Source organism: Streptomyces sp. NPDC093546 (assembly GCF_044765045.1).
Classification (GTDB): domain Bacteria; phylum Actinomycetota; class Actinomycetes; order Streptomycetales; family Streptomycetaceae; genus Streptomyces.
In genome coordinates, this window is sequence record NZ_JBIWJG010000007.1 from 315295 (window position 1) to 342138 (window position 26844).

Annotated in this window: 25 protein-coding genes; 11 read left to right on the forward strand and 14 right to left on the reverse strand. The window is 73.9% G+C overall.

What is annotated here, in order from left to right:
- Positions 1-84: 84 nt before the first annotated feature.
- The 3 genes from ACIRNI_RS18600 to ACIRNI_RS18610 all read right to left on the reverse strand — a co-directional run bounded on the left by ACIRNI_RS18600 (position 85) and on the right by ACIRNI_RS18610 (position 3782).
- Positions 85-564 carry a DUF3574 domain-containing protein gene (locus tag ACIRNI_RS18600; RefSeq protein ID WP_403552453.1) on the reverse strand — a complete coding sequence of 160 codons (480 nt, stop codon included), beginning with the start codon at positions 562-564 and terminating at the stop codon, positions 85-87.
- 133 nt (positions 565-697) lie between these two features.
- The gene (locus tag ACIRNI_RS18605; protein ID WP_403552454.1) at positions 698-2278 is read right to left on the reverse strand and encodes an amidohydrolase; all 1581 of its coding nucleotides are present in this window, start codon (positions 2276-2278) and stop codon (positions 698-700) included.
- Between the two features lie 13 nt (positions 2279-2291).
- Positions 2292-3782 carry an APC family permease gene (locus tag ACIRNI_RS18610; RefSeq protein WP_403552455.1) on the reverse strand — a complete coding sequence of 497 codons (1491 nt, stop codon included), beginning with the start codon at positions 3780-3782 and terminating at the stop codon, positions 2292-2294.
- A 134-nt stretch (positions 3783-3916) separates the two neighbouring features.
- On the opposite strand from ACIRNI_RS18610, the gene ACIRNI_RS18615 reads away from it, so the two are divergent.
- Positions 3917-4567, forward strand: coding sequence for a TetR/AcrR family transcriptional regulator (locus ACIRNI_RS18615; RefSeq protein WP_403552456.1), 651 nt, complete (start codon positions 3917-3919; stop codon positions 4565-4567).
- Here the strand turns inward: ACIRNI_RS18615 and ACIRNI_RS18620 are convergent.
- The 3 genes from ACIRNI_RS18620 to ACIRNI_RS18630 all read right to left on the reverse strand — a co-directional run bounded on the left by ACIRNI_RS18620 (position 4552) and on the right by ACIRNI_RS18630 (position 9533).
- Positions 4552-5814: an MFS transporter gene (locus ACIRNI_RS18620; protein ID WP_403552457.1), complete on the reverse strand. Its 1263-nt coding sequence runs from the start codon at positions 5812-5814 to the stop codon at positions 4552-4554. The genes ACIRNI_RS18615 and ACIRNI_RS18620 overlap by 16 nt on opposite strands.
- Positions 5814-7211 carry a CitMHS family transporter gene (locus tag ACIRNI_RS18625; protein ID WP_403552458.1) on the reverse strand — a complete coding sequence of 466 codons (1398 nt, stop codon included), beginning with the start codon at positions 7209-7211 and terminating at the stop codon, positions 5814-5816. Before ACIRNI_RS18625 ends, ACIRNI_RS18620 begins: the two co-directional genes overlap by 1 nt.
- A gap of 123 nt (positions 7212-7334) precedes the next feature.
- On the reverse strand, positions 7335-9533 hold the full coding sequence (locus ACIRNI_RS18630; RefSeq protein WP_403552459.1) for a molybdopterin oxidoreductase family protein: 2199 nt from the start codon (positions 9531-9533) through the stop codon (positions 7335-7337).
- A 295-nt stretch (positions 9534-9828) separates the two neighbouring features.
- On the opposite strand from ACIRNI_RS18630, the gene hmgA reads away from it, so the two are divergent.
- The 3 genes from hmgA to ACIRNI_RS18645 are packed head-to-tail and all read left to right on the forward strand — an operon-like array spanning position 9829 to position 13154.
- Positions 9829-11160, forward strand: coding sequence for a homogentisate 1,2-dioxygenase (gene hmgA, locus ACIRNI_RS18635; protein WP_403552460.1), 1332 nt, complete (start codon positions 9829-9831; stop codon positions 11158-11160).
- A gap of 12 nt (positions 11161-11172) precedes the next feature.
- Complete coding sequence (locus tag ACIRNI_RS18640) at positions 11173-11922, forward strand: GntR family transcriptional regulator (RefSeq protein ID WP_403552461.1); 750 nt, start codon at positions 11173-11175, stop codon at positions 11920-11922.
- A 14-nt stretch (positions 11923-11936) separates the two neighbouring features.
- Positions 11937-13154 carry a type ISP restriction/modification enzyme gene (locus tag ACIRNI_RS18645; RefSeq protein WP_403552462.1) on the forward strand — a complete coding sequence of 406 codons (1218 nt, stop codon included), beginning with the start codon at positions 11937-11939 and terminating at the stop codon, positions 13152-13154.
- A 22-nt stretch (positions 13155-13176) separates the two neighbouring features.
- Here the strand turns inward: ACIRNI_RS18645 and ACIRNI_RS18650 are convergent, their stop codons facing one another.
- A complete protein-coding gene (locus ACIRNI_RS18650) occupies positions 13177-13884 on the reverse strand; it encodes a TetR/AcrR family transcriptional regulator C-terminal domain-containing protein (RefSeq protein WP_355357132.1) in 708 nt (235 codons plus the stop codon).
- 63 nt (positions 13885-13947) lie between these two features.
- On the opposite strand from ACIRNI_RS18650, the gene ACIRNI_RS18655 reads away from it, so the two are divergent.
- Genes ACIRNI_RS18655 through ACIRNI_RS18665 form a run of 3 tightly spaced genes read left to right on the forward strand, consistent with a single transcriptional unit; the run spans position 13948 to position 16917 of the window.
- Positions 13948-14886, forward strand: coding sequence for an ATP-binding cassette domain-containing protein (locus tag ACIRNI_RS18655; protein WP_355357130.1), 939 nt, complete (start codon positions 13948-13950; stop codon positions 14884-14886).
- Positions 14883-15665, forward strand: a complete 783-nt coding sequence (locus ACIRNI_RS18660) for an ABC transporter permease (protein WP_355357128.1) — start codon at positions 14883-14885, stop codon at positions 15663-15665. Before ACIRNI_RS18655 ends, ACIRNI_RS18660 begins: the two co-directional genes overlap by 4 nt.
- A 49-nt stretch (positions 15666-15714) precedes the next feature.
- A complete protein-coding gene (locus ACIRNI_RS18665) occupies positions 15715-16917 on the forward strand; it encodes a CaiB/BaiF CoA transferase family protein (protein WP_403552463.1) in 1203 nt (400 codons plus the stop codon).
- 183 nt (positions 16918-17100) lie between these two features.
- On the opposite strand, the gene ACIRNI_RS18670 is transcribed toward ACIRNI_RS18665, so the two are convergent.
- Positions 17101-17364, reverse strand: coding sequence for a hypothetical protein (locus tag ACIRNI_RS18670; protein WP_403552464.1), 264 nt, complete (start codon positions 17362-17364; stop codon positions 17101-17103).
- A gap of 223 nt (positions 17365-17587) precedes the next feature.
- On the opposite strand from ACIRNI_RS18670, the gene ACIRNI_RS18675 reads away from it, so the two are divergent.
- On the forward strand, positions 17588-19198 hold the full coding sequence (locus ACIRNI_RS18675; RefSeq protein ID WP_403552465.1) for a serine/threonine-protein kinase: 1611 nt from the start codon (positions 17588-17590) through the stop codon (positions 19196-19198).
- Here the strand turns inward: ACIRNI_RS18675 and ACIRNI_RS18680 are convergent.
- Positions 19182-19988: an SGNH/GDSL hydrolase family protein gene (locus ACIRNI_RS18680; RefSeq protein ID WP_403552466.1), complete on the reverse strand. Its 807-nt coding sequence runs from the start codon at positions 19986-19988 to the stop codon at positions 19182-19184. The genes ACIRNI_RS18675 and ACIRNI_RS18680 overlap by 17 nt on opposite strands.
- 369 nt (positions 19989-20357) lie before the next feature.
- On the opposite strand from ACIRNI_RS18680, the gene ACIRNI_RS18685 reads away from it, so the two are divergent.
- Complete coding sequence (locus ACIRNI_RS18685) at positions 20358-21467, forward strand: DUF5925 domain-containing protein (protein ID WP_403552467.1); 1110 nt, start codon at positions 20358-20360, stop codon at positions 21465-21467.
- 25 nt (positions 21468-21492) lie between these two features.
- Here ACIRNI_RS18685 and ACIRNI_RS18690 read toward each other — a convergent pair whose 3' ends face one another.
- A complete protein-coding gene (locus tag ACIRNI_RS18690; RefSeq protein ID WP_403552468.1) occupies positions 21493-21882 on the reverse strand; it encodes a GntR family transcriptional regulator in 390 nt (129 codons plus the stop codon).
- Between the two features lie 83 nt (positions 21883-21965).
- On the opposite strand from ACIRNI_RS18690, the gene ACIRNI_RS18695 reads away from it, so the two are divergent.
- Both ACIRNI_RS18695 and ACIRNI_RS18700 read left to right on the forward strand, forming a co-directional pair.
- Positions 21966-22889 carry a GNAT family N-acetyltransferase gene (locus ACIRNI_RS18695; protein WP_403552469.1) on the forward strand — a complete coding sequence of 308 codons (924 nt, stop codon included), beginning with the start codon at positions 21966-21968 and terminating at the stop codon, positions 22887-22889.
- On the forward strand, positions 22870-23391 hold the full coding sequence (locus ACIRNI_RS18700) for a DUF402 domain-containing protein (protein ID WP_403552470.1): 522 nt from the start codon (positions 22870-22872) through the stop codon (positions 23389-23391). The genes ACIRNI_RS18695 and ACIRNI_RS18700 overlap by 20 nt, the downstream gene beginning before the upstream one ends.
- On the opposite strand, the gene ACIRNI_RS18705 is transcribed toward ACIRNI_RS18700, so the two are convergent.
- From ACIRNI_RS18705 to ACIRNI_RS18720, 4 genes are read right to left on the reverse strand one after another with little or no spacing between them, the layout of a single operon-like run.
- Positions 23370-23819, reverse strand: a complete 450-nt coding sequence (locus ACIRNI_RS18705) for a GNAT family N-acetyltransferase (RefSeq protein ID WP_403552471.1) — start codon at positions 23817-23819, stop codon at positions 23370-23372. The two genes, ACIRNI_RS18700 and ACIRNI_RS18705, sit on opposite strands and share 22 nt — an antisense overlap.
- Positions 23816-25312 carry a tripartite tricarboxylate transporter permease gene (locus ACIRNI_RS18710; RefSeq protein ID WP_403552472.1) on the reverse strand — a complete coding sequence of 499 codons (1497 nt, stop codon included), beginning with the start codon at positions 25310-25312 and terminating at the stop codon, positions 23816-23818. Before ACIRNI_RS18710 ends, ACIRNI_RS18705 begins: the two co-directional genes overlap by 4 nt.
- A complete protein-coding gene (locus ACIRNI_RS18715; protein WP_403552473.1) occupies positions 25312-25827 on the reverse strand; it encodes a tripartite tricarboxylate transporter TctB family protein in 516 nt (171 codons plus the stop codon). Before ACIRNI_RS18715 ends, ACIRNI_RS18710 begins: the two co-directional genes overlap by 1 nt.
- Positions 25824-26807: a Bug family tripartite tricarboxylate transporter substrate binding protein gene (locus tag ACIRNI_RS18720; protein ID WP_403552474.1), complete on the reverse strand. Its 984-nt coding sequence runs from the start codon at positions 26805-26807 to the stop codon at positions 25824-25826. Before ACIRNI_RS18720 ends, ACIRNI_RS18715 begins: the two co-directional genes overlap by 4 nt.
- Positions 26808-26844 lie beyond the last annotated feature (37 nt).

The following is a 26844-nucleotide window of genomic DNA, read 5'->3' on the forward strand; positions in this document are numbered from 1 at the left end:
GGAGCTGTGCCACTGGGTCGTCCCCACCCAAACTAGCGGTGGTAGTTTTCTGGCGCCAGGGGGTGCGGGACCGACCACATCACATCAGAAGTCCACGGAGGTGCGTTCGTCGAGGCGGGCCACCGACTCCTGGCCGAAGGCGGCCCGGTAGGCGTCGCGGATGCGCTCGATCCTCGGATGGCGGGCCTCGGCCTGTGCCGCCGGGTACAGCAGGACCAGTTCGTACGACCGCTCCCGCTGGATCCGGCCGCTCGCGTCCCGCCACTGCCCGCGCCCGACCTGCACGGTCAGCCCCTCCGGGAAGGAGGGCGTGACCTCCCGGTCGACGAACGCCGTGAACTGCGCGTCCGTGACGTCCGGGCCGCCGTCGGACCGTTCGGTACCGAAGAGGAGCCGCGTCTCCAGATAGGCCTGGCCGCGGACGGTCGTCACCCTGGCGGCCGGGGCCGGCTCGTCGCCGAGGGTCGCGTACGCGGCGGGGGCGCCGGCGGCGAGCAGGACGGTCGCCGTGGTGACGGCCAGGCGGGCGCGGGTGCGGGCGCGGGTGGTGGTGAGGATCGGCATGGCGGGCCCTTTCCGTGCGGGGGTACGCGGGCGTGCGCGAAGAGCGCGGGCGCCGATCACTCTGGCAGTCCGACGCCGCGCGGTCCGGCCCGAACCGCGGGTTCGGCCGGATCCCACCGCGGCGGCGCGCCGTTCACGCCGCCCGGTGCGTCACCCGCCCCGCCGCGACCGTGAGCCGGATCGGCGCCTCGGCGACCTCGTCGGCCGGCGCCTCCACCGGGTCCACCGCGAACGCCGTCAGGTCGGCGCGCAGGCCCGGCGCGACGCGGCCCGCCACGGACTGCTCGCCCGCCGCGACCGCCGCGTGCGTGGTGCACCCCTCCAGGGCCATCAGCCCCGTCAGCCCCCGGCCCGCCGACGCGGCCCCGCGCGGCGCTCGGCCGGTGGCAAGCACCTGCCGGGCGTCGTAGTGGGCGATCGGCCAGTCGGAGCCGAGCGCGAGGTACGCCCCCGCGTCCCGCAGGTCGCGGCAGCGCCACGCGCGCGCGGCACGCTCGTCGCCGAGCCGCCTGGACCACTCGTCGGTGTGGTCGGCGCGCGTGTACGCGGTGTGCGGCGGCTGCATGGAGGCGATGACGCCCAACTCGGCGAAGCGGGCGAGCTGGTCGGCGGGAAGCGTCTCGATGTGCTCGATCCGGTGCCTGAGCCACCCGCCCTCCCCCAGTGACGCGACGGTGTCGAGGACGTGCCGTACGGCGGCGTCGCCGATGGCGTGGGTGGCGGTCCGTACGCCCGCCGCGTGGAGCCGGCGTACGGCGGCGCTGTACGCGGCCGGGTCGGGCCAGAAGGCGTCCGTGCCCTGGCCGTGGCAGTCGGCGTGCTCCAGCCAGGCGGTGCCGCCCTCGACGGTGCCGTCCATGAAGAACTTGACGCCGCCGACGAGCCAGTCCCGTCCGCGCAGCCGCTGCAGGGCGACCAGTTCGTCCAGCGCCTCCTCGTCGGCGCCGGGCATGCACCAGGGGGCCAGGCGCAGCCGCAGCGGCAGGTCGGCCGCCTCCTCGACGGCCGTCAGCAGCTCCGGTACGTCGCCGTCGCCGAGGTCCATGGCATGGGCGCCGGTCAGGCCGGTGGCGGCCATGGCGGACAGCAGCTCGACGAGCCGGGCGCGCCGCTGCGCGTGCGACGGCTTCGGCATCACCGCGGTGACCAGGGCCATGGCGGCGTGCTCGATCAGATGGCCGGTGGGCCGGCCCTCCGCGTCGCACACGATCTCGGAGCGCTGGTCGAAGGAGCGGGGCCCGTCGATGCCCGCGGCCCGCAGCGCGGCCGCGTTGGCGAGGGCGGAGTGGCCGTCGTACAGGCGGATGAAGGCGGGGACGCCGGGCAGCGCCTCCTCGATCAGCGCCCGGTCGACGGGGCGGCCGCCGAAGGTGTTGTGGTCGAGGCCGTACGCGACGACCCAGCCTCCGGTGCGCTCGGCGCCGCGCAGCGCCGCCCGCAGGCCGTCGAGGTCGGTGACGGCGGAGAGGTCGAGCCCGGTGGCCATCTCCAGGCCCCAGACGGGGTGGCTGTGGGAGTCGGTGAGGCCGGGGGTGAGGGTGGCTCCGGCGAGGTCGAGCGTCTCGGTGCCGGGGCCGGTCCACGCGCGTGCGTCGGCGGCGTCGCCGACGGCGGCGATGAGGCCGTCCCGTACGGCCACGGCGGTGGCGTGCGGCCGGGCGGGGTCGAGGGTGCGGACCCGGGCGCCGGTGAGGACGAGGTCGGCTGCGGTCACGTGCGTCACTCCCCTATTCGGTGCTGCTGGTCGTGGTGTCCGCCGGCTCCTCGGCGAAGCGCGCGTACACCTCCGGGCGGGTGCGCCGCAGCCGGAAGGCGAGCAGCACGCCGAGGACGAAGACGGCCGGTACGAGCGCGACCAGGATGGTATTGACGGTGGTGGAGGCCCCGGTGAAGACGTCGATCTTCGAGACGACCAACGCGATCGCGGCGGTGAGCAGGACGGCGGCGGCGACGGGCGCGACCACCGTCCGCACCACGCCCTCGCTGTGGCGGACGCGGCGGAAGTAGAACGGGATGGCGAGGGCGGCGAGCAGCTGGAGCGCCATCAGGCCGATGCCGCCGGGGGTGTTGAGCCACAGCAGGAGCTGGGTGTACGGGTCGGCGCCGGCGAGCGCGAAGGCGAGGACCAGGGCCAGGCCCAGGGCGGTCTGGACGGCGCCGACGACGTACGGCGAGCGGTGGCGCGGCTGCACCTTGGCGAGGGCCCTGGGCAGGACGCCCTCCTCGGCGAGGGCGAGGCCGTAGCGGTTGATGGCGTTGTGGAAGGCGAGCAGCGAGGCGAGGATGCTGGTCACGATGAAGACGTGCATCAGGTCCGCGGCCCAGCCGCCCACGAAGGTGGTGATGGCGGCGAAGAACAGCCCGCCGGGGTCGTCGCCCGCCGCCCTGACGACCTGCGCGTCACCGAAGGCCTGGATCACGGTCCAGACGATGAAGGCGTAGAACAGCCCCAGGAAGCACACGGCGATGTACGTCGCCCGGGGGATGGTGCGGCCGGGCTCGCGGGCCTCGCGGCGGTAGATCACCGTGGACTCGAAGCCGGTGAAGGCGGTGAACGCGAAGGCGAGGACGGCGGCCGTGCCGGGCACCAGGAAGCTGTCGGGCGCGAAGGACGCGAGCGAGAGCCCGTCCGCGCCGCCCTTGAGGAGGACGCCGCCCGCGAGGAGGACGAGTATGCCGGTCTCGGCGACGAGCAGGACGCCGAGGACCTTGGCGCCGAAGTCGATGGAGCGGTAGCCGCCGTACCAGATGAGCAGCAGCCCGGCGAGGGAGACCGGCAGCCACGGGACGTCGACGTCCCACAGGGCGTGGGCGGTGTCGGCGGTGGCGGTGCCGAGGAGCCCGTACACCCCGATCTCCATGCCGTTGTAGCCGATCAGGGCGAGGAGGGCGGCGCCGACGCCGACGGGTTTGCCGAGGCCCCGGGTGATGTACGCGTAGAAGGCGCCGCCGCTGCGGACGTGGCGGCTCATGGCGGTGAAGCCGACGGCGAAGATCGCGAGGGTGACGCCGGCGATGAGGTAGCCGACGGGCGCGCCGATCCCGCCGAGCACGAGGGCGATGGGTGCGACGCCCGCCATGACGGTGAGCGGGGCGGCGGCGGAGACGACGAAGAAGGCGATGTCGGAGGTTCCGAGCGTGCCGGTACGGAGCCGGACGGCGGGCGACGCGGGACCGTCGGCTCTCTCCGGGGAGGCCTGGTCGGAGGTCACGGACATGGGTGTGGGTGAGCCCTTCTGCGTACGAAAAGCGGGGCTACGGCCTGGGGGAAACGAAAACCTAAAGGCTTTCGGTTGCGGCAATGTAGCCTCCGTGAGGGCATCCGGGAAGACCTCACGAAGGGGACGCGACGATGGGACGGCCGCGCACGCCACTGCTCGACCGGGCACGCATCACCACGACGGCGCTCGAACTCGTCGCGGAACATGGGGAGTTCAGCGTTCCGCAGATCGCCCGGCGGCTCGGGGTGCAGACGGCCTCGGTGTACCACCATGTGGACGGGCGGGACGGCATCGTCGAGCTGATGCGCGAACGGGTGTGCGCGGCCGTCGACACCGCCACCCTCGAGGCGGCCCCGTGGGACGAGGCCCTGACCGCCTGGGCCCGCTCCTACCGCGCCGCCTTCGCCGCGCATCCGCGCGTCATCCCGCTGCTCATGACGTCACCGGTGCGCGCGCCGAAGGTGCTGGAGCAGTACGAGAAGGCCGTCGGCCTGCTGCTGGGCGCGGGGTTCGCGGCACAGGACGTCATGCCGCTGCTCACCGGCCTGGAGAACCTGGTCCTCGGCTCGGCGCTCGACCTGTCGGCGCCCGAGGCGATGTGGGAGCTGCCCGACGAGACGAGCACGCCCCGGCTGGCGCACGCCCTGGCGGCGGTGGGCGCGGGGCGCGCCGAGGCGGCCTTCGAGGCGGCGCTGGAGGGGCTGGTGGCGCACTGCCGGGCGGTGCTGGCGGCGACGAAGGCGGCGCGCCCGGAGCCGCACGGGCCTCAGCGGGACGGCTGACGTGCCCGACGGCGCCGGGCGACCGGCTCGGGCCCGCCGTCCACGGCGCCGGGCTCCTCGCCCTGCGCCGCGCCGGGCTGCCGCCCCACCCGTACCCCGAGTCCTGCTGCCACCAGCAGCAGCCCGCCGAGCACCACGAACGGTGCGGCCGGGCCCGCGGCGCCCGCCACCAGCCCCGCCGAGGCGGGCGCCGCGACCTGGCCGAGGCGGTTGCCGGTCAGGCGCAGGGCCAGCGCGGTGGACCGGGCGCGGTCGGGGGCGGCCCGCACCACGGTCGTCATCGACAGCGGCTGGCCGACACCGAGGCAGAAGCCCAGCACCAGCAGCATCGGCGCGAGCACGGACACCGGGACGGGCAGCGCGATGGCCGCGCACAGCAGCCCGGCGAGCAGACAGGTGCCGGTCAGCAGCACCGTGCGGCCCAGCAGCCGGATCATCGGGGGCATGACCAGGCGGCAGGCGATCGTGGCGGCGGCGCGCAGGCTCAGCAGCAGTCCGACGGTGGCGGGGGCGATGGAGCGGTGCTCGCCGATGACCGGCAGGTAGGCGGTGAGGATGTCCGTCGCCGACAGCACGGCGAGGCTGATGAAGATCCCGGCCGGCACACCGCGCGCCCGCAGGATGCGGCGGACGGGGACCTTGTCCGCCGCCGCGCGCGCGTGCGGCCGTTCCGTACGGTGCTCGATGCGCCAGAGCGACGCCAGCGACACGGCGCCGACGGCCGCCGACACGACGAGCGCGAGGGCGCTCGTACGGCCCAGGGCGCCGTCCTCGCCGGAGATCAGCAGGCCGGCCGCGACCGGTCCGACGAGCTGGCCCAGCGAGGCGCCGATGGTGAAGTGTCCGAAGTTGCGGTCCTGTTCGGCCGCGGCGGGCGGGGACTGGCGGGCGACGATCGACTGGGCGCCGATCACGAAGCACAGGTGCCCGAGCCCCATGACGCCGCTCCACGCCGCCATCGCGGGCAGGGACCCCGCCGTCCCGCTGAGCGCGCAGCCGCCCGCTATCAGCACCACCCCGGCGGGCAGCAGGGGCGCGCACCGCCCCCGGTCGGTCCTGCGCCCGAGCGGCACGGCCGCGAACAGCGGCAGCAGCGCGTACACGCCCGCGATGACGCCGACCGCGCGCTCGTCCGCGCCCAGGGAGAGGGCGCGGTACGAGACGGCGGGCCGCGCCATCGACACCGCCGCCTGCGCGAAGCCGAAGGCGAGGACGAGGCGCAGCAGCCAGTACCGGTTCGGCCGCATCAGATGATGCCGAAGAGGATTCCCGCGCCGAGCACCACGAGCGAGGTGAGCGCCGCCCACTTCACGGTGAAGCGGGTGTGGTCGCCGAACTCGACCTTCGCCATGCCGACCAGGACGTACACCGCCGGCACCAGCGGGCTCGACATGTGGAGGGCCTGGCCGACGAGCGAGGCGCGGGCGATCTCCAGCGGCGACACCCCGTGCGCGGCACCGGCCTCGGCGAGGACCGGCAGGACGCCGAAGTAGAAGCCGTCGTTCGACATGAAGTACGTGAGCGGGAGGCTGAGCAGACCGGTGACGAGGGCCATGTGCGGGCCCATGCCCTCGGGGATGGCGCCGACGAGCCAGTCGGCCATGTGCTTGACCATGCCGGTGCCGGTGAGGACGCCGGTGAAGACGGCCGCGGCGAAGACCATGCCGGAGACGTTGAGGACGTTGTCGGCGTGGGCGGCGATACGGGCCTTCTGGTCGGGCATGTGGGGGAAGTTGACCGTGAGGGCGAGGGCCGCGCCGATCAGGAAGAGCACCGGGATCGGCAGCAGTTCCATGATCATGGCGGCGAGGAGGGCCACGGTGAGCGCCGCGTTGAACCAGTACAGCTTGGGGCGGAGGGTGGGCCGGTTCGGGTCGAGGCCCTGGAAGCCGTCTGCGGCCTCCGGCACGTCCGCCTCCGGTCCGTCCGCGGTGCCACCGCCGGTCGCCGCCGTGGGCCGGTCCTCTCCGCCGCCGGCCTTGACCAGCACGGTGTCGGTCTGCGGCTCCAGGACCTCGTCCAGCGTCAGGTGGCCGAGCCGCTTGCGCTCGCGCCGCCCGAGCACGTACGCCAGGGCGAAGACGAAGAGCAGGCCGACGCCGAGGGCCGGGATCATCGGGACGAAGATGTCGCCGGCGTCCAGCTTGAGGGCGGTGGCGGCGCGGGCCGTGGGGCCGCCCCAGGGGAGGGTGTTCATGACGCCGTTGGCGGTGGCGGCGATGCCCGTCATCACGACCAGGCTCATCTTCAGGCGCTTGTAGAGCGGGTACATCGCCGAGACCGTGATCATGAAGGTGGTGGAGCCGTCGCCGTCGAGCGAGACGATCGCGGCGAGCACCGCCGTACCGACCACGACGCGCATCGGGTCGGCCTTGCAGAAGCGCAGGATGCCCCGGACGATCGGGTCGAAGAGGCCGACGTCGATCATCACGCCGAAGTAGACGATGGCGAACATCAGCATCGCGGCGGTGGGCGCGAGGTTGCCGACCCCTTCGATGACGTAGTCGCCCAGCTGCGCGCCTTGTCCGACGAGGACGCAGAAGAGTGCGGGGATCAGGACGAGCGCCGCGATCGGCGACATCTTCTTCATCATGATCAGGACCAGGAAGGTCGCGATCATGGCGAAGCCGAGGATTGTCAGCATGGAGGACACCTAACGTTCACCCTTGAACTCCACCGGGGGGAGCGGCGGTCCGGATGACGTTAGGTGCCTCGTTCAGCCGTTAACAAGGTGTTGACGCGTGAGCAATACGAGCAAAACCCCAGGTCATCGCGTGGGTGTGACCTCGACGGGGAAGCCGTTCAGCACGGCGGTGCCCGACAGCGGGTCGAGCAGGCTCCCGTCGAGGAGCTGGTTGACGTTGACGCCCGGGCGCGCCCCGGCGACCGCCATGCGCGTGCCGGGCCGGTCGTGACCCCAGCCGTGCGGCAGGCTCACCACTCCCCGGCGCACCACGTCGGTGACCTCGACCGGGGCCTCCAGCTCCCCGCCGTCCCCCTTGATCCGGGCCGGGGCGCCGTCGGTGAGGCCGAGGCGGGCGGCGTCGTCGGGGTGGACCTGGAGGGTGCAGGTGTTGGTGCCGCTGTTGAGGGCGGGGATGTTGTGCAGCCAGCTGTTGTTGGAGCGCAGGTGGCGGCGCCCGACCAGGACGAGGGAGTCGCCGCGCGGCTCCAGGGCGGCGCGCAGCCGGGGCAGGTCGGCGGCGATGGGTTCGGGCAGGAGCTCGACGCGCCCGCTGCGGGTCTTGAGGACCTGCGCGAGGCGCGGCTTCAGCGCGCCCAGGTCGATGCCGTGCGGGTGCTCGCGGAGCCGGTCGAGGGTGAGGCCGTCGTACGGGCCGAGGCGCAGCATCAGGTCCAGGCGCCGCTCCGGGCCCGTGCGTCCGACGAGCCCGGCCGCGTACTCCTTCGGATCCCGGCCGTACGCGGGTGAGTGCGGCTCGGTCACGGCCTTGGCGAGGGTGCGCTCGACGACCAGGGCGTCGACGGTGTCGGGCTCGGCGCCGTGCCCACCGGTCATGGCGAGGATGAGGCGGGCGTGGATCTCGCACTCGTCCATCCGCCCGGGCTCCAGGGGGACGGCCGCCGGGGTGTAGCGGACCTGGTCGCGGACGGCGAAGGCGTTGAACGCGAAGTCGAAGTGGGCGCTCTGGGAGGGCGGCGGCGGGGGCAGGACCACATCGGCGTGGCGGGAGGTCTCGTTGAGGTACGGGTCCACGCTCACCATGAAGTCCAGCCCGGCGAGCGCCCGGTCGAGCCGGTCGCCGTCGGGCGCGGAGAGGACCGGGTTGGCGGCGATGGAGATCAGGGCGCGGACGCGGCCGTCGCCGGGGGTCTCGATCTCCTCCGCGAGGGCGGCGAGCGGCAGTTCGCCCTTGGCCTCGGGATGGCCGGAGACCCGGCTCTTCCAGCGGCCCAGGGCGAAGCCCCGGCCGGGCCCGGCGGGGCGGGGCGCGGGGGCGGTGGCGGAGAGCGGGAACAGGGCGCCGCCGGGCCGGTCGAGGTTGCCGGTGAGGATGTTGAGGACGTCGACGAGCCAGTTGGTGAGGGTGCCGTACGCGACGGTGCTGCCGCCGACGCGCCCGTAGACGGCGGCCGAGGGGGCCGTCGCCAGCTCGCGGGCGAGCGCGCGGATGGTGGCGGCGTCCACGTCGCACGCGCCGGCGACGGCCTCGGGCGTGAAGTCCCGTAGGGCCGCCTCGACTTCCGCGACACCCTGGACGTGGTCCGCGAGGCCGCCGAGGTCGGTGAGGCCCTCGGCGAAGAGCACCTGGGCGAGGGCGGCGAGCAACAGCGCGTCGGTGCCGGGGCGGATGGCGACGTGCCGGTCGGCGAGGCGCGCGGTGCGGGTGCGGCGCGGGTCGACGACCGTGAGGGTGCCGCCGCGCTTGCGCAGGGCCTTCAGCCTGCCCGGGAAGTCGGGGGCGGTGCAGAGGCTGCCGTTGGACTCCACGGGGTTGGCGCCGATCACCAGCAGGTGCGCGGTGCGGTCCAGGTCGGGGACCGGGATGGCGAACGCGTCACCGAAGAGCAGCCCGCTGGAGACGTGCTTGGGCATCTGGTCGACCGTGGAGGCGGTGAAGACGTTGCGGGTGCGCATCGCCCCGAGCAGCACGGGCGGGTAGAGGGCGCCGGCCATGGTGTGGACGTTGGGGTTGCCGAGGACGACACCGAGGGCGTCGGCGCCGTACCGCTCGACGAGCGGCGGCAGGCGGCGTGCGATGGCGTCGAACGCCTCCTCCCAGGTCGCTTCCCGCAGGGCGCCGCCCTCGCGGAGGAGCGGCGTGCGAAGCCGGTCGGGGTCGGCGTCGATCTCGGCGAAGGACGCGCCCTTGGGGCAGATGAAGCCCTGGCTGAAGACGTCGTCCCGGTCGCCGCGGGCGCCGGTGACGCGAGGGCCGTCGAGGGTGAGGGTGAGCCCGCAGGTGGCTTCGCAGAGCGGGCATATGCGCAGGGCGGTGGGCATGGAGGCCTCCGGGACAGCGGCGGTGACGCGCGGGTGCGGCGAGCATACCGACCGGTAGGCACGGTGGCGATGGCCTTGCGGGCCGGAACCGCGCGGGCGCGGGACCCGCAGCCGGGCTGCCCGGGCCCGGGGCCACCCCCGCACCGGAACCCGGGCCGGGCCGGGAACCACCCTCGCGCGGGCACCGTCCAAGCCGCACGCCTCCCGCCTAGGGGGTGGGTGTCTTGCCCCGTTGACGGCGGCGCCACGGAATCCTACGGTCTTACATAGGATTCCTTCTGAGCAGGAGCGGGCGATGACGATCAACGACACCGAACGGGCAGCCCAGGCGCGAAAGCTCGCCGACGCCCTGGAGTACTCCCCCGGCTTCGGCAACGAGCACAGCTCCGAGGCCCTGCCCGGCGCGCTGCCGCTCGGCCGGAACTCGCCCCAGCGCGCGCCCCTCGGCCTGTACGCCGAGCAGCTGAGCGGCAGCGCGTTCACCGAGCCGCGCGCCCACAACCGCCGCTCGTGGCTCTACCGCATCCGCCCCTCGGCCGCGCACCCGCCGTTCGTCCGCACCGACAACGGCGCCCTGCGCACGGCCCCCTTCACCGAGACCGTCCCCGACCCCAACCGGCTGCGCTGGAACCCGCTCCCGGACCCGGCGCCCGGCACCGACTGGCTGGCCGGCCTGTGGACCCTCGGCGGCAACGGCGACGCCACGCAGCGCACCGGCATGGCCGTGCACCTCTACCACGCGAACGCGCCCATGGACCGCGTCTTCAGCGACGCCGACGGCGAGCTGCTGATCGTCCCCGAGCGCGGCGGCCTGCTGCTGCGCACGGAGTTCGGCGTGCTCGCCGCCCGCCCCGGCGACGTGGCCCTGATCCCGCGCGGCGTGCGCTTCCGCGTCGAGCTGCTCGACGCGACGGCGCGCGGGTACGTGTGCGAGAACTACGGCCAGCCCTTCCAGCTCCCCGACCTCGGCCCGATCGGTGCCAACGGCCTCGCCAACCCCCGCGACTTCCGGGCGCCGGTCGCCGCGTACGAGGACGTCGAGGGCGAGGTCGAGGTGGTGAACAAGTACTGCGGCAACCTCTGGACCGCGACGTACGGCCACTCCCCGCTCGACGTCGTCGCCTGGCACGGCAACCACGTGCCGTACGTCTACGACCTGCGCACCTTCAATGTCATCGGGACGATCTCCTACGACCACCCCGACCCGTCGATCTTCACGGTGCTCACCTCGCCGTCCGACACCCCCGGCCTCGCGGGCGTCGACTTCGTCGTCTTCGCGCCGCGCTGGCTGGTCGGCGAGGACACCTTCCGCCCGCCGTACTTCCACCGGAACGTGATGAGCGAGTACATGGGCCTGATCGAGGGCGCGTACGACGCCAAGGCCGAGGGCTTCGTGCCCGGCGGCGGCTCGCTGCACAACATGATGTCCGCGCACGGCCCGGACCGGGAGACCTTCGACAAGGCGAGCGCCGCCGAGCTGCGGCCGCAGAAGATCGACGACGGTCTGGCCTTCATGTTCGAGACGCGCTGGCCGGTCACGGCCACCGCCCAGGCGGCGAACGCCGACCACCTTCAGCGGGGGTACGACGACGTGTGGCAGGGTCTTGAGCGCCACTTTCGGCCGTAGTACGGAGTACACGTGACCGCCTTCGCCCCCGACTCGCTCGTCCTGAACCGGAAGCTGCCGCTCTGGTACCAGGTCTCGCAGTCCCTGCGCGCCTCCATACTCGGCCGCGCGCCGGACGCCTCGCTGCGCCTGCCCACGGAGGAGCAGCTCGCCGCGCACTACGGCGTGAGCGTGCTGACCATGCGGCAGGCGCTCAAGGAGCTGGAGGCGGAGGGCCTGATCAGCCGGCACCGGCGGCGCGGCACCTTCATCGAACCGGGCGCCCGGCGCAGCACACCGCGCCGGCTGCTCGGTTCGATCGACGCCATCGTGGCGCAGCAGTCGGGCGAACTGACCACGATCCTCGACCACGGCGAGGCCAAGGTCCCCGGCGAACTCGCCGAGTACTTCCCGGACCTGGCGGAGGTGGTCACGTACAAGCGGCTGCGCCGCGACGGCGAGAGCGGCGAGCCGACGAACTGGGCGGAGAACGCCGTCCGCCCCGAGGTGGCGGCCGGGATCGACCTCGCCGACCTGGAGCGCTGGCCGATGACGAAGGTGCTGCGGGACGCGGTCGGCGTGCGGATCAGCCGGATCACCGACACGGTCGAGGCCCGGCTCGCCGACCCGGAGACGGCCGAGCTCCTCCAAGTGCCGCTGCTGTCGCCGATCCTGCACTACACGGGCGTGACGTACGACGAGGGCGGCCGGGTGGTGGACGTGGCGCGGATCCGCTACCGGGGCGACCGGTTCTCCTTCACGGTCACGGTGGAGGCGGACTGAGCGCGGTCACTAGCATGCAGCGCGTGAACGAGGATGTCCCGCTGCTCGACGACCTCATGCCGTGGTCCGTGGCGCCCCTGCGGCTCGGGCGTTCCTGGGTCGTCGCCCCGGACGTGCGGACGCTGCGGGCCCGCTGGGACGCGTTGGTACGGGCCGGGGGCGGCGAGCGGGAGGCCCTCTTCCGGCCCACCCGGGCGCGGACGCTCACGTCGGCGGTCGCCGCGCTGCCGGGGCAGCGGACCGGGACGGCCCGGTTCGCGCGGGAGGCGGGGCCGTGCCCGGAGCCGGTGCGGCTGGCGCACGGGCCCTTCGACGAGCAGTGGCTGCTCCCGGACCACCGGCTGCTGGACGTGGCCCGCCCGGAGCTGTGGCGGGTGGCGGACGACCGGCAGCTCTTCGCCGTCGAGCAGGGGTACGTGCCGCAGGGCCCCGGCACCCCGGCGCCCGGCCCGGCGCTGCTGGTGACGGCCGTGCTGCCGGACGGCCGCTCCCCGGCGGGCCGCCCGGGCCGCATCAGGCCGCTGTACCGGCGGCCCGGCGGCCGGGAGCCGAACGTCACGCCGGGGCTTCTCGCGGTGCTGAGCACGCGGTACGGCTGCGAGGTCGGGCCCGAGGACCTGCCGGCGTGGGCGCTGGCCGCCGCCCGCCCCTCCCCCGCCGGGTGCGTCGTCCCGCTCCCCACCGACCCGGCCGTCTGGGCGTCCGGCGTGGCGCTGGGCCGCCGCATGGCGGAGGTCCAGCTGCGCGGCGCCCGGGGCGGCGAACGCCCCCGCCTGCCCGGCGGCCGCCGGCCCTACGTCCGCGCCGCGCTGCCGCCGCACCCGGCCTCCCTGGCGTACGACGCCGAGGGCGAGGCGCTGCTGGTCGGCGACGGCGGCCGCATCGCGCCCGTACCGGCCGAGGCGTGGGAGTACCGGGTGGGCGGGGTCCGGATGCTGGAGCTCTGGTTCGAGCAGCGCACCGCCCCGGCCGCCGAGCCGGGCTCCCTGGAGGCGATCCGCCCCGCCGCGTGGCCGCAGGAGTGGACCTCCGAGCTGCTGGAGCTGATCACGGTGCTGGCGCTCCAGGCCGCACTGGAGTCACAGCGGCCGGACCTGTCCGCCACGGACCTCATCACCCGCGCCGAGCTCCGCACGGCCGGGGTCCTCCCCGCCCCTGCCCCGACCCGCCGGCCCGCGTCCGTGCTGGACCGGGAGGAAGAGGGCCCCGAGGGCCAGCTGGCCCTGCTGTAGTCGGCCCGAGGCCGGCCGGTGGCTAGCCGAAGGAGTCCAGCAACCGCCGGAGTGCCCGGTCGAAGACCTCGTCCGGATCATCCGGCACGGGCCCCTCCGCGAGCAGCGCGGCGAGCCGCGGGTACGCCCCGCCCGCCACCTCCCGCCCGAGGTAGGCGGCGCGCACGGCCTGCTCCTGCTCCTCCGACCACGGCAGCCCGCGGCTGCGCTCCGCCATGGCGAGCTCGTTCGCGACGGTGACCATGGCAGTGCCGTTGACCATCGCGATCAGCTCCATCTTGGCTCCGCCGGGCGCGTCGAGCGGCGCCAGGACCTCCAGGCAGTGCTCCAGGTAGCGCAGGGCGTGGGGGCTGAAGCCGTACACGGTCGACATCACCCGGGTGAGCCACGGGTGCCGGTACATGATGGCCCGGGTCTGCCGGCCCAGCGTCAGCATGTCGGCCTTCCAGTCACCGCTGGGAGTGTCGGACAGCTCGTACTCGCCGCTGACCGCGTCGACCATCAGCTCGTACAGGTCCTCCTTGCGCGGCACGTAGTTGTACAGCGACATCGTGCCGCAGCCCAGCTCGGCAGCCACGCGCCGCATGGACACCCCGTCGATGCCGTCGGCGTCCGCGATCCCGACCGCCGCCGCCGCGATGTCCGCGCGGCTGTAGGCCGGTTTGGGGCCGCGGCCCGCGCGCTCGGGGCGCGCCCAGATCACTTCCGGTTCGGCCGCTCGGCCCGCCATGGATCATCACCTCGCCCCCCATCCTAGTTACGTACAGCGTACGTAGTGCGCTATGGTCACGCCATGACTACTACGTACGCTGTACTTAGTGAGGGTCTGTGCAAGCGTTACGGCGAGGTGCGCGCGCTCCGCGGGCTCGACCTGGCGGTCCGGGAGGGCACGGTCTGCGGCGTCCTGGGCCCCAACGGCGCCGGCAAGACCACCGCCGTCCGGGTGCTCACCACGCTCACCACACCGGACTCCGGCAGCGCCCGGGTCGCCGGCCACGACGTGGTGCGCGATCCCGCCGCCGTACGCCGCCACATCGGTGTCACCGGCCAGTACGCCTCCGTAGACGGGGACCTGACCGGCGCCGAGAACCTGCGCCTGTTCGCCCGGCTGCTGCGCGCGCCGCGTGCCCGCGCCGACGAGCTGCTGGAGCGGTTCGGGCTGTCGGAGGCGGCCGGGCGGCCGGCGCGCACCTACTCCGGCGGCATGCGCCGCCGCCTCGACCTCGCCGCGAGCCTGCTCGTCCGGCCCAGGGTGCTCTTCCTCGACGAGCCGACCACCGGCCTCGACCCGCACAGCCGCAATGCCATCTGGGACGCCGTACGGGGGTTGGCGTCCCAGGGCACGACCGTGCTGCTCACCACCCAGTACCTGGAGGAGGCCGACCGGCTCGCCGACGACATCGTGCTCATCGACGAGGGCCGGGCCGCGCACAGCGGCACGCCCGCCCAGCTCAAGGCGATGATCGGCAGTTACGCCCACGTCGTCGTCGCCGATCCGTCCGGCCTGCCCACCGCCGCGGCAGTCCTCGACCAGCTCACCGGCTCAGAGCCGGACCTGGACGCCGAAGCACGCACCGCCGGGGCGGTCACGACCGACCCCACCCTGACGCTCCCCCGGATCGTCCGCGAGCTCGACGCGGCGGGCGTCCTGATCGTCGACGCGGCTCTGCGCCCGCCCACTCTCGACGAGGTGTTCCTCCGCCTCACCACCCGTAAGGAGCTCGCGATATGAGCGCCGTCCTCCACGACGGGGTCGCCGTACTCGGCCGTCACCTCCAGCGCGTCAGGCACGCGCCCGCAATGCTGGTGATGACACAGACGATGCCGATCGTCTTCCTGCTCTTCTTCGGGTATGTCTTCGGCAGCGCGCTCGCCATGCCGGGCACCGAGTACCGGGCCTACCTGGTGCCGGGGCTGCTGGTCGCCACGGCCGCGAACGGCGTCATGACCGGGATGTTCACCGCCGCCCAGGACGCGCACCGGGGCGTGATGGAGCGGTTCCGTACGCTGCCGATGAGCCGGGCGGCCGTACCGCTGGGCCAGGCGGCGGCCGACCTGCTGACGACGGCCACCGGGCTCGTGCCGCTGCTGCTGGTGGGTCTCGCGATGGGCTGGCGCGTCGAGGGAAGCACCCTCGAAGCAGCGGGCGCCTTCGGGCTGTTGCTGCTGTTCCGGTTCGCGACGACCTGGCTCGGGATCCTGCTGGGGCTCGCCTCGCGCAGCGAGGAGGCGGCGGGCCAGCTGGGCAGCGCCACGTTCATGCTGCCGCTGCTGTCGAACGCGTACATCCCCACCGACGACATGCCCGGCTGGCTGCGGACGGTCGCGGAGTGGAACCCCATCTCGGCGGTGACGACGGCGGTACGGGTCCTGTTCGGCAACGCCCCCGTGCCGGAGGGCGCCGCCTGGCCGGTGGCGCACCCGGTCGCGGGCGCGATGTGCTGGTCTCTGCTGCTGGTGGCGGTGTGCGCACCGCTGGCCGTGCGGAGGTACGCGGCGCCGGAACGGTGAGGCCGCGGGGGGTGACAAAGGTGGTACGTACACGATAGGTACGGCTGTCATGAGCACTCAGCCGCTGCCCCTGCCCCTCGAAGGCGTCACCGTCGTCGCCGTCGAGCAGGCCGTCTCCGCGCCCTTCGCCACCCGCCAGCTCGCCGACCTCGGCGCCCGCGTCATCAAGATCGAGCGCCCCGACGGCGGTGACTTCGCGCGCGGCTACGACACGGCGGCGGCCGGCCTCGCCTCGCACTTCGTCTGGTGCAACCGGGGCAAGGAGTCGGTGGCCCTCGACCTGAAGGACCCGCGCGGTCTGGAGGTGGCGCGGCGGCTGGTGGCCGGTGCCGATGTGTTCGTCCAGAACCTGGCGCACGGCGCGGCGGCGCGGCTGGGCCTCGACGCGGCGACGCTCTGCGCGGCGGATCCCCGGCTGATCGCGGTGGACATCTCCGGGTACGGGGCGGGCGGGCCGTACGCGCACAAGCGGGCGTACGACATGCTCGTGCAGTGCGAGGCGGGCCTGGTGTCGGTCACCGGCACGCCGGAGCAGCCGGTCAAGGCGGGCATCCCGGCGGCCGACATCGCGGCGGCGATGTACGCCTTCTCCGGGGTGCTGGCGGCGCTGCTGCGGCGGGCGGCGACGGGGCGCGGCGGGCCGCTGGAGATCTCCATGCTGGAGTCACTCGCCGAGTGGATGGGGCATCCGCTGCACCACGGGATGCACGGGGGCGAGGCGCCGGCGCGCACGGGGGTCGCGCACGCCGTCATCGCGCCGTACGACGCGTACGCGACGGCCGACGGGGGCCAGGTGCTGCTGTCGGTGCAGAACGACCGCGAGTGGCGGCGGCTGGCCGAGCAGGTGCTGGAGCGGCCGGAGCTGGGCGACGACCCGGCGTTCGCGACGAACACGGCGCGGGTCGCGCACCGCGAGAAGACGGACGCGGTGGTCGCGGAGGCGCTGGCCCGGCTGGCGACGGCGGAGGCGGTCGCCCGGCTGGAGACGGCGGGCATCGCCTGCGCCCGTCTGAACACGGTCGCCGACGTGGCGGCCCACCCCCAGCTCGCGGCCCGCGACCGCTGGCGCGAGGCCCCCACCCCGGCGGGCCCCCTGCGGGCCATGCTGCCGCCGATCACCCTCCCGGGCGGCCCGGAGCCCCGCATGGGCGCGGTCCCGGCACTGGGCGAACACACGGACGCGGTTCTGGAGGAGCTGGGCATCGCGGAGGAGACCCGCGCCCGGCTGCGACGGGAGGGCGTGGTGGCCTGAGGCGGGCGGCTGCGCGTCGGTGGGCCCTGCACCTGCCGGTGGGGTGCGGTGCGGGACCCCTCCGGCCCCACCCCGGCCGGTGGGCGACCTCGGGCCGGAGGCCGCACCTGGTCGTGGGCCGTCGTTCCGCGCGGCGGAACGGGTGGGAAGCGGGGCGGGGCCTGGGCGCTCGGAGGCCGGGGCTCAGCCGTGGTTGCCGAAGAGCGAGCGGCGCAGGCGGCGCAGCGGCGCGAAGAGGCGAACGCGCGCGCTCTTGCTCGCGCGGGTGTGCACGATGTCACGCGTCGTCAGCTCCCGCATGAGCAACGTCGCCTCGGCCGTCTCCCGCTGCGGCACCGCCGGGCCGCCGAGCACCGAGAGATGGCGGTCGAGGCGCGAACTCGTCGCGCTGCTCCCGCAGGTGATGGCAGGCACACGCGGCCTGCTGCGCACTGTTATCCGTTCCATGACACTCCCCACCCGTACGAAGGCACCCGGCCCGGGCAGGTTAACCCTATCGTTCCCGCAACTCACGCGTGTATCCCGGTGGCGTGATTCACCACCCACGTACGGGTGTTGACGATTACTCTCCGAATACATCTGATTCCAGGGCGAGTTGGACACATTCCCAGTCGGGCCGACTTCGGCTAACTTGGAGTGGTTTCCGCCGCATCGTCTGAAGGGGGCCCCGGTGACCGAAGGGACGGGCGGAGAACGGCTGGTGGCGGGCCGTTACCGACTGCGGGGGCCGCTCGGCGAAGGCGGCATGGGCGTCGTGTGGCGGGCCCGTGACGAGGTGCTGGGGCGCGAGGTCGCCGTCAAGGAGGTGCGCGCGCCCGCCGGGCTCGGCGCGGCGGACGTGCGGCGGCTGTACGCGCGCCTGGAGCGGGAGGCGTGGGCGGCGGCCCGGGTGGCGCACCGCAACGTGGTCACGGTGTACGACGTGGCCACCGAGGACGACCGGCCCTGGATCGTGATGGAGCTGGTCCGCGGGGTGACGCTCGCCGAGGTCCTCGACGCCGAGGGCCCGATGCCGCCCCGGCGGGCCGCGCGTGTCGGGGCGGAGGTGCTGGCGGCCCTGCGCGCCGCGCACGGGGCGGGGGTGCTGCACCGGGACGTCAAGCCGGCCAACGTGCTGCTCTCCAACGACGGCCGCGTGGTGCTGACGGACTTCGGCATCGCGGTGGTGGAGGGTGCGTCGAACCTCACCATGACGGGTGAGCTGATCGGCTCGCCGGAGTTCCTCGCCCCGGAGCGTGCCCTGGGGCAGACGCCGGGGCCGGCGTCGGACCTGTGGTCGCTGGGTGTGCTGCTGTACGCGGCGGTCGAGGGCCATTCGCCGTTCCGGCAGCACACGCCGCTCGGCACGCTGCGCGCGGTGGTCGACGAGGAGCTGCCGCCGCCGCGCCGGGCCGGGGCGCTGGAGCCGGTGATCGAGGGGCTGCTGCGCAAGGACCCCGCCGAGCGGCTCGCGGCCGAGGAGGCCGAGCACCTGTTGCGGGTCGTGGCCGCGGGCGGCACCGCGCGCACGGTTCCGCTCGCGTCGTCGGAGCCGTACGCGCCGACGGCCGTCGTCGGCACGGGCGAGGGGCCGGCGGGGCGGCCGGTCCCGGCGGAGGAGCCGGAGAGCCGGGAGGCGCGGGAGGAGCGGCACTCGCGGCCCGCGGTCGGCGTCCTCGCGGTGGGCGTCGCCGTACTGCTGCTGGCGGTGGCGGGGCTCACGTACGCGCTGCTGCGCGACGGCGGCAAGGACCCGGCCGCCGCCAACGGCACCACCGCCTCGCCGTCGCCCGTGCCCACGCGGACGACGCCGAGCCCGACGCCGTCCGCGCATAAGCCGTCGCCGACCCCCACGCCGACGCCGACGGCGACGCCGCAGCAGTCGGTGCTGGTGTACGCGCGCGCCGTGCGCGGGAGTTACAGCGGGGCCTGTCCGCCCCCGGCCGCCGAGGCGCCGGCCTTCTCGGGGACGGTCACGGTGGGGCGTACGCCCGCGACGGTCGAGTACCGCTGGGTCACCGAGGCCGGAGAAAGCGGCGGGGGCTCCGGGTGGACGTCACTGGAGTTCCCCGCGGGCGGCCGCGAGGAGCAGCAGGTGCGCCACACGGTGGAGGCGTACCGGGACGGCGAGACGTACCGCGACCGGGTCCGGATGGAGGTCCGGAGCCCGGTCGCGGCGCGGTCGAACTGGGTGGGGTTCTCGGTCACGTGCCACGACCCGAGCCCCACGGACGGCGGGTCGCCCGGGGGTTCCGCGAGCGGTTCCCCCTCGTCGGGTCAGAGCGTCACGCCGTCGCCCTGAAGACGGGCAGGTAGCCACTGGACTGGCCGGTGGCGGTGGGGTGGTACGACTCGCCGATGTTGAGCCAGTTGACGCTGCGCAGCCAGGACGCGCCCGAGCAGATCTCGTGGCCGGTGAAGGCCCCGGCGACGCCGGCGAAGGTGTAGCCGTGGTCGGCGGCGCGCTTGGCGGTGGCCGCGTTGAGGTGGTCGGAGCCGCCGTTGATGGCGCGGCGCTCGTTCTCGGTGAGGCCGGCGATGCAGCTGCCGTCCAGTTTGTAGAAGCGGGGGTAGCCGAGGACGACGACGCGCGCCGAGGGGGCTTTGGCGCGGATCGCCCGGTACATGGTGTCGAGGCGGCCCGGGAGGGTGGTGTCGACGTATCTCTTGGCTTCGTTGACGCGGGCGATGCAGGTGGCTTCGGACTGGAGGACGCAGGTGGTCATGACGTCGGCGAAGCCGGCGTCGTTGCCGCCGGCGGTGACGGAGACCAGGTCGGTGGCGGCGGAGAGCGGGCCGAGCTGGTTGGCGGTCACGTCGGTCGTGCGGGCGCCGGAGCAGGCGGTGAACGCGAACGACGAGGGGGAGTTGGCGGCGGCCCACAGCGCGGGGTAGGCGCGGGGGGTGCGCTTGCAGTCGCCGCTGGCGCTGTCGTAGTTGCCGGCGCCGACTCCGGAGGAGTACGAGTCGCCGAGCGCCACGTAGTCGACGGCCGATGACGAGGCGGCCTGTGCGGCCCCCGCTCCGGTCAGGGCGAGGACGGCGCTCAGGAGGAGTGAGGACGAGAATGCCGCGGCTCGGGACAGTTTCATGGAACCTCCCTTGAGCAGTGTTTCTGCCTGCTCTGGTGGTAGCAGCCTGGAGTGTCCATGCCAAGACTTGCGGGAGGCTCCCGGATGACCGGCGGACGGCGCACGGAAGCACGGGAGTTGGGGAGCGGGCCTCCGTCAGCCGTCACCGGGCGGCATGAATGGGGCACAGCCCATTTCCCCCAGGGAAGGATCTGCTCCCGTTTTTACGGGCGTTACGGCTGTTACGGCCTTTACGGTCAAGGCGTATTTCTTTTGCCAAAGAAGCGAAAAGGCTCCACGTGCGGCGCGCCGGGGCGGTCCCGGGGCGCATCCGCGACATCCGTACATAAACGCCGTGCGGTGGCGGCGGGCATGCCGGATCATGGGGCCATGTCTGCCAACCCGCATGAGGCCCTGCCGATCCGGCTCAACGTCGACGACAGCGACTCCCCCGCCGATGTCGTCGACGCGCTGTTCCTCGGGCGTTTCGCGACGGGCGAGCAGCCGTACGCGCGGAGCACCACCATCGACCGCGTCAAGCCCGGCGTGGAGCTGCTCCCACCGGGCGGCGCGGTGCTGCGCGCGGCGCGCGACGACGACCGCAGCGCGACCCTCGCCGAGGGCGACGGCTGGACGCTGCTGGTCTCCCGCTGGAGCCGCGGCGCCGACGTCACCGTCACGGCGGTCGACGCGGAGCTGGCCGAGCGGATCCTCACGCAGGCCACCGAGGGCGCCCAGGACGAGCCGGAGCCGCAGCCCGACGACGTCACCATGGGCTTCTGGTACGTGTCGCCGCGGCGTGGCCCGCACCGTACGACCCGCCGCATCGCGGCGGGCACGTGGGAGGAGGTGCGGCCCAACTACACGGCTCCGGTGGCCGACACGATGGACCGGCTGATGAAGGTCACGCCGGACGACATCGCGGGCCGGCTGCTGCTCCTGCACGGCCCGCCGGGCACGGGCAAGACGTCGGCGCTGCGCACGCTGGCCCGGTCGTGGCGCGACTGGTGCCAGGTGGACTGCGTGCTGGACCCGGAGCGGCTGTTCAACGACGTCGGCTATCTGATGGACATCGCGATCGGCGAGGACGAGGGCACCGCCAACGGCCGCTGGCGGCTGCTGCTCCTGGAGGACTGCGACGAGCTGATCCGCGGCGAGGCCCGGCACACGGCGGGCCAGGCCCTGTCCCGGCTGCTGAACCTGACGGACGGCCTGCTGGGCCAGGGACGCAACGTCCTGGTGGGTGTCACCACCAACGAGGACCTGGAGCGTCTCCACCCCGCGGTGGTCCGCCCCGGGCGCTGCCTCGCCCGCATCGAGGTGGGGCCGCTCACGCGCGAGGAGTCGATGGCCTGGCTGGGCGACGAGTTCCCCGGCCGGGAGGAAGCCGTCGGCCGCGACGGCGCGACCCTGGCCGAGCTGTACGCCCTGCGGCGCGGCACGGGCCCGGCGTCGATCCCGGACCAGCCGAAGGGCCGCGACGCGGGGCTGTACCTGTAGGGGGACGGGCGGTGGTCGGCGGTGGCTAGTCGCCGTCGTCACCGTCGCCGTACGCCGCGCGCAGGGCGTCCGTGACCGCCGCGAGGGCCTCGGCGCGGGTGAGGCCCAGGCGGTGGGCCTCCGTCGCGTACGCGGCGGCGGCCGTGGCGGCCTGGCGGGCGGCGGCGTCGGCCGCCGGGGCGATGAACGTGCCGGCGCGGCCGCGGGTTTCGATCACGCCGTCCGCCTCCAGCACCCGGTACGCCTTGGCGACCGTGTTCGCGGCGAGGCCCAGCTCCTCCGCGAGGCCGCGGACCGTCGGCAGCTTGTAGCCGACCGGGAGGCCGCCGGAGCGGGCCTGCTCGGAGATCTGGGCGCGGAGCTGTTCGTACGGGGCGGTCGGGGAGCCCGCGTCGATGGAGATCTTCAAGGTCACGGGGCCGATTGTCCCCCACGTACCGGTCGGCAAGCGGAAATTGGGAGGCGGCCGTCGTCGGGCCGCGCGTAGCGTGCGGCCCCATGACTGTGATCGTGCGTGACTTCCGTCCCGAGGATGCCGAGGCCGTGGCGGCGTCGCGGCGTGTCATCCTGCCTTTCATCGCGGTGACGCCCCGCTCCGTCCTCTTCGACGTGGAGACGGCGAACCCCGCCCAGAAGATGCGGCTGCTGGTCGCCGAGAAGGACGGCGAGATCATCGGTACGGCCTATGCCGGCGTCGCGTACGACAGCAGCGAACCGGGCCAGTCCCACGCGACCCCGCAGGTCCACCCGGACCACCGGGGCCAGGGCGCGGGCGGCCTCCTGCTGCGCGCGGCCGAGGAGCACCTGGCCGCCGAGGGTGCCACGACGATGTACACGTGGGTGATGGACGCACCCGAGAACCGGGCGTTCGCCGAGAAGCGCGGCTACCGCCCCACCCGGACCGCGCACTTCCAGCACCTGGACCTCGCGCACGCGGCCCTTCCCGAGGTGCCCGGCGCGCTTCCGCCGGGTGTCGAGCTGCGTACCGCCGCGGACTACGAGGCCGACCCGCGCCCGATGTTCGAGGCGGACGCGGAGGCGACGTCGGACGAGCCGAGCGACATCGACACGGACCTCGACGACTACGAGGACTGGATCGCCCACATCTGGAACAACCCGCTGCTGCACCGCGGCCTGTCGACCGTCGTGACCGTGGACGGCCGGGTGGCGTCGTACACCGCCGCCTACACCGACGGCGGGACGCGGTACGTCTCCGCCATGACCGGCACCCTGCGCGCGTACCGCGGCCGGGGCCTGGCCAAGCTGGCCAAGACGGACTCGCTGCACCGCGCCCGCGCGGCCGGCTACACCGACGCGTACACCAGCAACGACGGGGCGAACGAGCCGATGCTGGCCATCAACAAGTGGTTCGGGTACGAGATCTGCGCGACGGAGGTCCGGCATGTCCGCGCGCTCGGCTGAGATCGCCGTCCGGCTCGTCAAGGCGGGCCGGACGAAGATCCGCTACCCGGCGGAGGTGGTCGCGGACGACGGCACGCGCCTCACCGTCCGCGCGCCCTGGGCCGTGGACGGGGTGCGGGACTTCGGCTTCGTCCGGTTCGAACCGGGCGACGTCTTCACGGAGCACTACTGGCGGGACCGGTGGTACGCGGTGAAGGAGGTCCGGGACGGGACCGGCACCCTCAAGGGCTGGTACTGCGACATCACGCGGCCCGCCGTCGTCGAGGGCGGCGAGGTGGTGGTCGAGGACCTGGACCTCGACCTGTGGGTGTCGGCGGACGGCGGTGAGGTCCTGCGCCTGGACGAGGACGAGTTCGCGGCGAGCGGCCTCGCGGAGCGGGAGCCGGCGTCGGCCGCCGCCGCCCGCGAGGCGCTGGACGCGCTGGAGGTCCTGGCCCGCGACGGCCGCCTGCCGGGCGCGGAGCCCGTTGAAGAGCCCGGTCAGGAGACCGGCTTGCGGTAGTGGATCCGGTCGTACGGGCCGTCGAGACGCCGCTCGACGACCTCGTAGCCGTACCGCTCGTACATCTTCTGGTTCTCCCACATCATCGCGTTCGTCAGCAGCCGCACCTCGGGGAGCCCGAGTGCGCGGGCGCGCTCCTCCACGAAGGCGAGCAGGCGCCGGCCGAGGCCGGTGCCCTGCGCGTCGGGGTGGACGGCGAGGTTGTCGAGGTACAGGTGGTCGGCCTCGGTCCGCACCACCGCCAGGCCGGCCACCGGGTCACCGACGACGAACACCCTGCCCGCCGCGACATCGGCCGCGTGGTCCGCCTCCATCGGGGCCGGTACGAGACCGATCCGCGCGATGTAGTGGTGGTAGGCCGCGTCCGTGACGGCCTTCACGCGGTCGGTGTCGGCGGCGGTCGCGAGCCGGATCTCGAGATCGTTCATGCCGGTACGTTACGGCGGCGGGCGAGCACCTTCCTCAGGAGGGGCCAGGCCAGCAGCAGCACGATCACCGCGTACACGGCCACCGAGAAAGGCGTGTTGACCAGGCCGGTGACGCTGCCGTCGCTGATCTGGAGCGCCCGGCGCAGCTGCTGCTCGGCGGCCGGGCCGAGGATGACGCCGATGACGGCGGGCAGCACCGGCAGCCCGTAGCGGCGCATGCCGAACCCGATGAGGCCGATGACCAGCAGGATCACCAGGTCGAGTGCCTCGCCGCCGACCGCGTACGCGCCGACCGCCGCGAAGAACAGGATCCCGGCGTACAGGTACGGGCGCGGGATGCGCAGCAGCTTCGCCCACAGGGGCGCGAGCGGCAGGTTCAGCGCGAGCAGCAGCACCATGCCGACGAAGAGCGAGGCGATCAGGCCCCACACCAGGTCCGGTTCGCGTTGGAAGAGCAGCGGTCCGGGCTGGATGCCGTACTGCTGGAAGGCGGCGAGCATCACGGCGGCGACGGCCGTGGTGGGCAGCCCGAGGGTGAGCATCGAGACGAGGGTGCCGGCGGCGGAGGCGGAGGCGGCGGACTCCGGTCCGGCGACGCCCTCGATGGCGCCGCGCCCGAACTCGTCCTTGTGCTTCGACAGTCTCTTCTCGGTGACGTAGGACAGGAAGGTCGGGATCTCCGCGCCGCCGGCCGGGATCGCGCCGAAGGGGAAGCCGATCAGCGGTCCGCGCAGCCACGGCTTCCAGGTGCGCCGCATGTCCGCCCTGCCCAGCCAGGGCCGTCCGACGGGGATCGCGCCGCCGCCGGTACGCCGCAGATGGGCGGCGACCCACAGGGCCTCGCCGATCGCGAAGAGGCCGACCGCGACGATGACGACGTCGATGCCGTCGGCCAGCTGGAGCGAGCCGAAGGTGAGCCGCTGCTGGCCCGTCATCTGGTCCAGGCCGACGAGGCCGAGGGTGAGGCCGATGAGGAGGGAGGCCAGGCCCCGGACGCGGGACGAGCCCAGGACCGAGGTCACGGCGATGAACGCCAGCACCATGAGGGCGAAGTAGTCGGGCGCGCCGATGTCCACCGCCAGGTCGGCGACGGTCGGGGCGAGGGCGACGAGCAGGATCGTGCCGATCATGCCGCCCGCGAAGTGCCCGCCGGCCGCGGCGGCGAGCGCCTGGGCGCCGCGCCCCGCCTTGGCCATCGGGTTGCCCTCGATGGCGGCGACCACGGCCGCGCTCTCGCCCGGGGTGTTGAGCAGGATGGAGGTGGTCGAGCCGCCGAACATGGCGCCGTAGTAGATGCCCGCGAACATGATGAACGCGCCGGTGGGCTCCAGCCCGTACGTCACGGGCAGCAGCAGCGCGACGGCCATGGCGGGGCCGATGCCGGGCAGGACGCCGATGGCGGTGCCGAGCAGCACCCCTGTCGCCGCCCACAGGAGGTTCATGGGGGTGAGGGCGGTGGAGAAGCCGCCGAGGAGGGAGTTGAGGGCATCCATCAGAGCACTCCCATCAGCGGGCCGCCGGGGAGCGGGACGCCGAGCAGGTGGGTGAAGACGACGTAGGTGAGGAGGGAGAGGACGGCCGCGATGAGCGGGTCGCGGTCGAGGCGCCGGCTGCCGAGCGCGTACGCGGAGCCCCAGAAGAGCAGCGCGCCGGAGACCGGGAAGCCGAGCGGGCCGATGAGGACGGCGTTGGCGAGGAACACCCCGGCGAGGAGGAGGACCGTGCGCCAGTCGCTCGGCTCGGACAGGTCGACGTCCTCGCCGCCCTCGGCTTCGCCCCGGCCGCCGCGCAGGACGTCCACGGCGAGGAGGACGGCGACGACGAGGAGACCCGCGCCGACGACGACGGGGACGGTGGTGGGTCCGACGGGCCCGCGCTGCGCGAGGTCGACGTCCATCGTCAGCGCGTCGGTCAGGACGAGGACGCCGAGGACGGCGAGGAGCAGGCCGACGCCGAGCTCGGAGTGCTCGCGCAGCCAGGCACGTCCTGATGTGGCGGGTGTGCTCACAGCCCCAGCTCCTTCAGTACGGAGCCGACGCGGCGGTCCTGCTCGTCGAGGAACGCGCCGAACGCGTCCCCGGCGAGGAAGGCGTCGTCCCAGCCGTTCTTCTTGAGGGAGTCGCGCCACTGCGGGGAGTCGTGCAGTGCGGTGACGAGGCCGATGAGCTTGTCGCGCTCGGCGGCGGAGAGGCCGGGCGGGGCGACGACGCCGCGCCAGTTGGTGAACTCGGTGTCGAGGCCCGCCTCGCGGAGGGTCGGCGCGTCGAGGCCGGGGACGCGCTTCGGGCCGGTGACGGCCAGCAGCCGCAGCTCGCCCGCCTTGATCTGGTCGAGGTACTCGCCGACGCCCGAGACGCCGAAGGCGACCTTGTTGCCGAGGATGGAGGCGAGCAGCTCGCCGCCGCCGTCGAACGGGATGTAGTTGACGGATTTCGGGGCGATCCCGGCGGCCTGCGCCATCAGCATGGGCGCGAGGTGGTCCGGCCCGCCGGGCGACGAGCCGCCGCCGACGGGCAGTTTGCCGGGGTTCTTCCGCCAGGCCGCCAGCAGGTCCTGGATGGTCTTGTACGGGGAGTCCTTGCCGACGACCACGATGTCCTGCTCCTCGGTGAGCCGGGCGATGGGTGTCGTGTCGGCGAGGGTCGCGGGGGTCTTGTTGGTGTGTACGGCTCCGACGACGCCGAGGCCCATGGACATGGCGAGCTTGCCGTTGCCGTGTTCGCCGACGAGCCGGGTGAGGCCGACGGTGCCGCCGGCGCCGGGGAGGTTGAAGACCTCGACGTTGTGGGTGAGGCCCGCGTCCTCGGCGTTCTTGGCCGCGGTGCGCGCGGTGATGTCGTAGCCGCCGCCGGGGGTGTTGGGGACCATGAGGCGCAGGCCGGGGATCTGCGTGCCCGTGTCGGAGCCGCTGCCCGTCGTGAGCAGCGGCGGTCCCACGAGGACCAGCAGCGCCGCGCCGAGCAGGGCGAGCGGGGTGCGCAAGCGCAACGGAGCCGCCTTTCTTCGGAAGGGTGTGAAGTGGCCC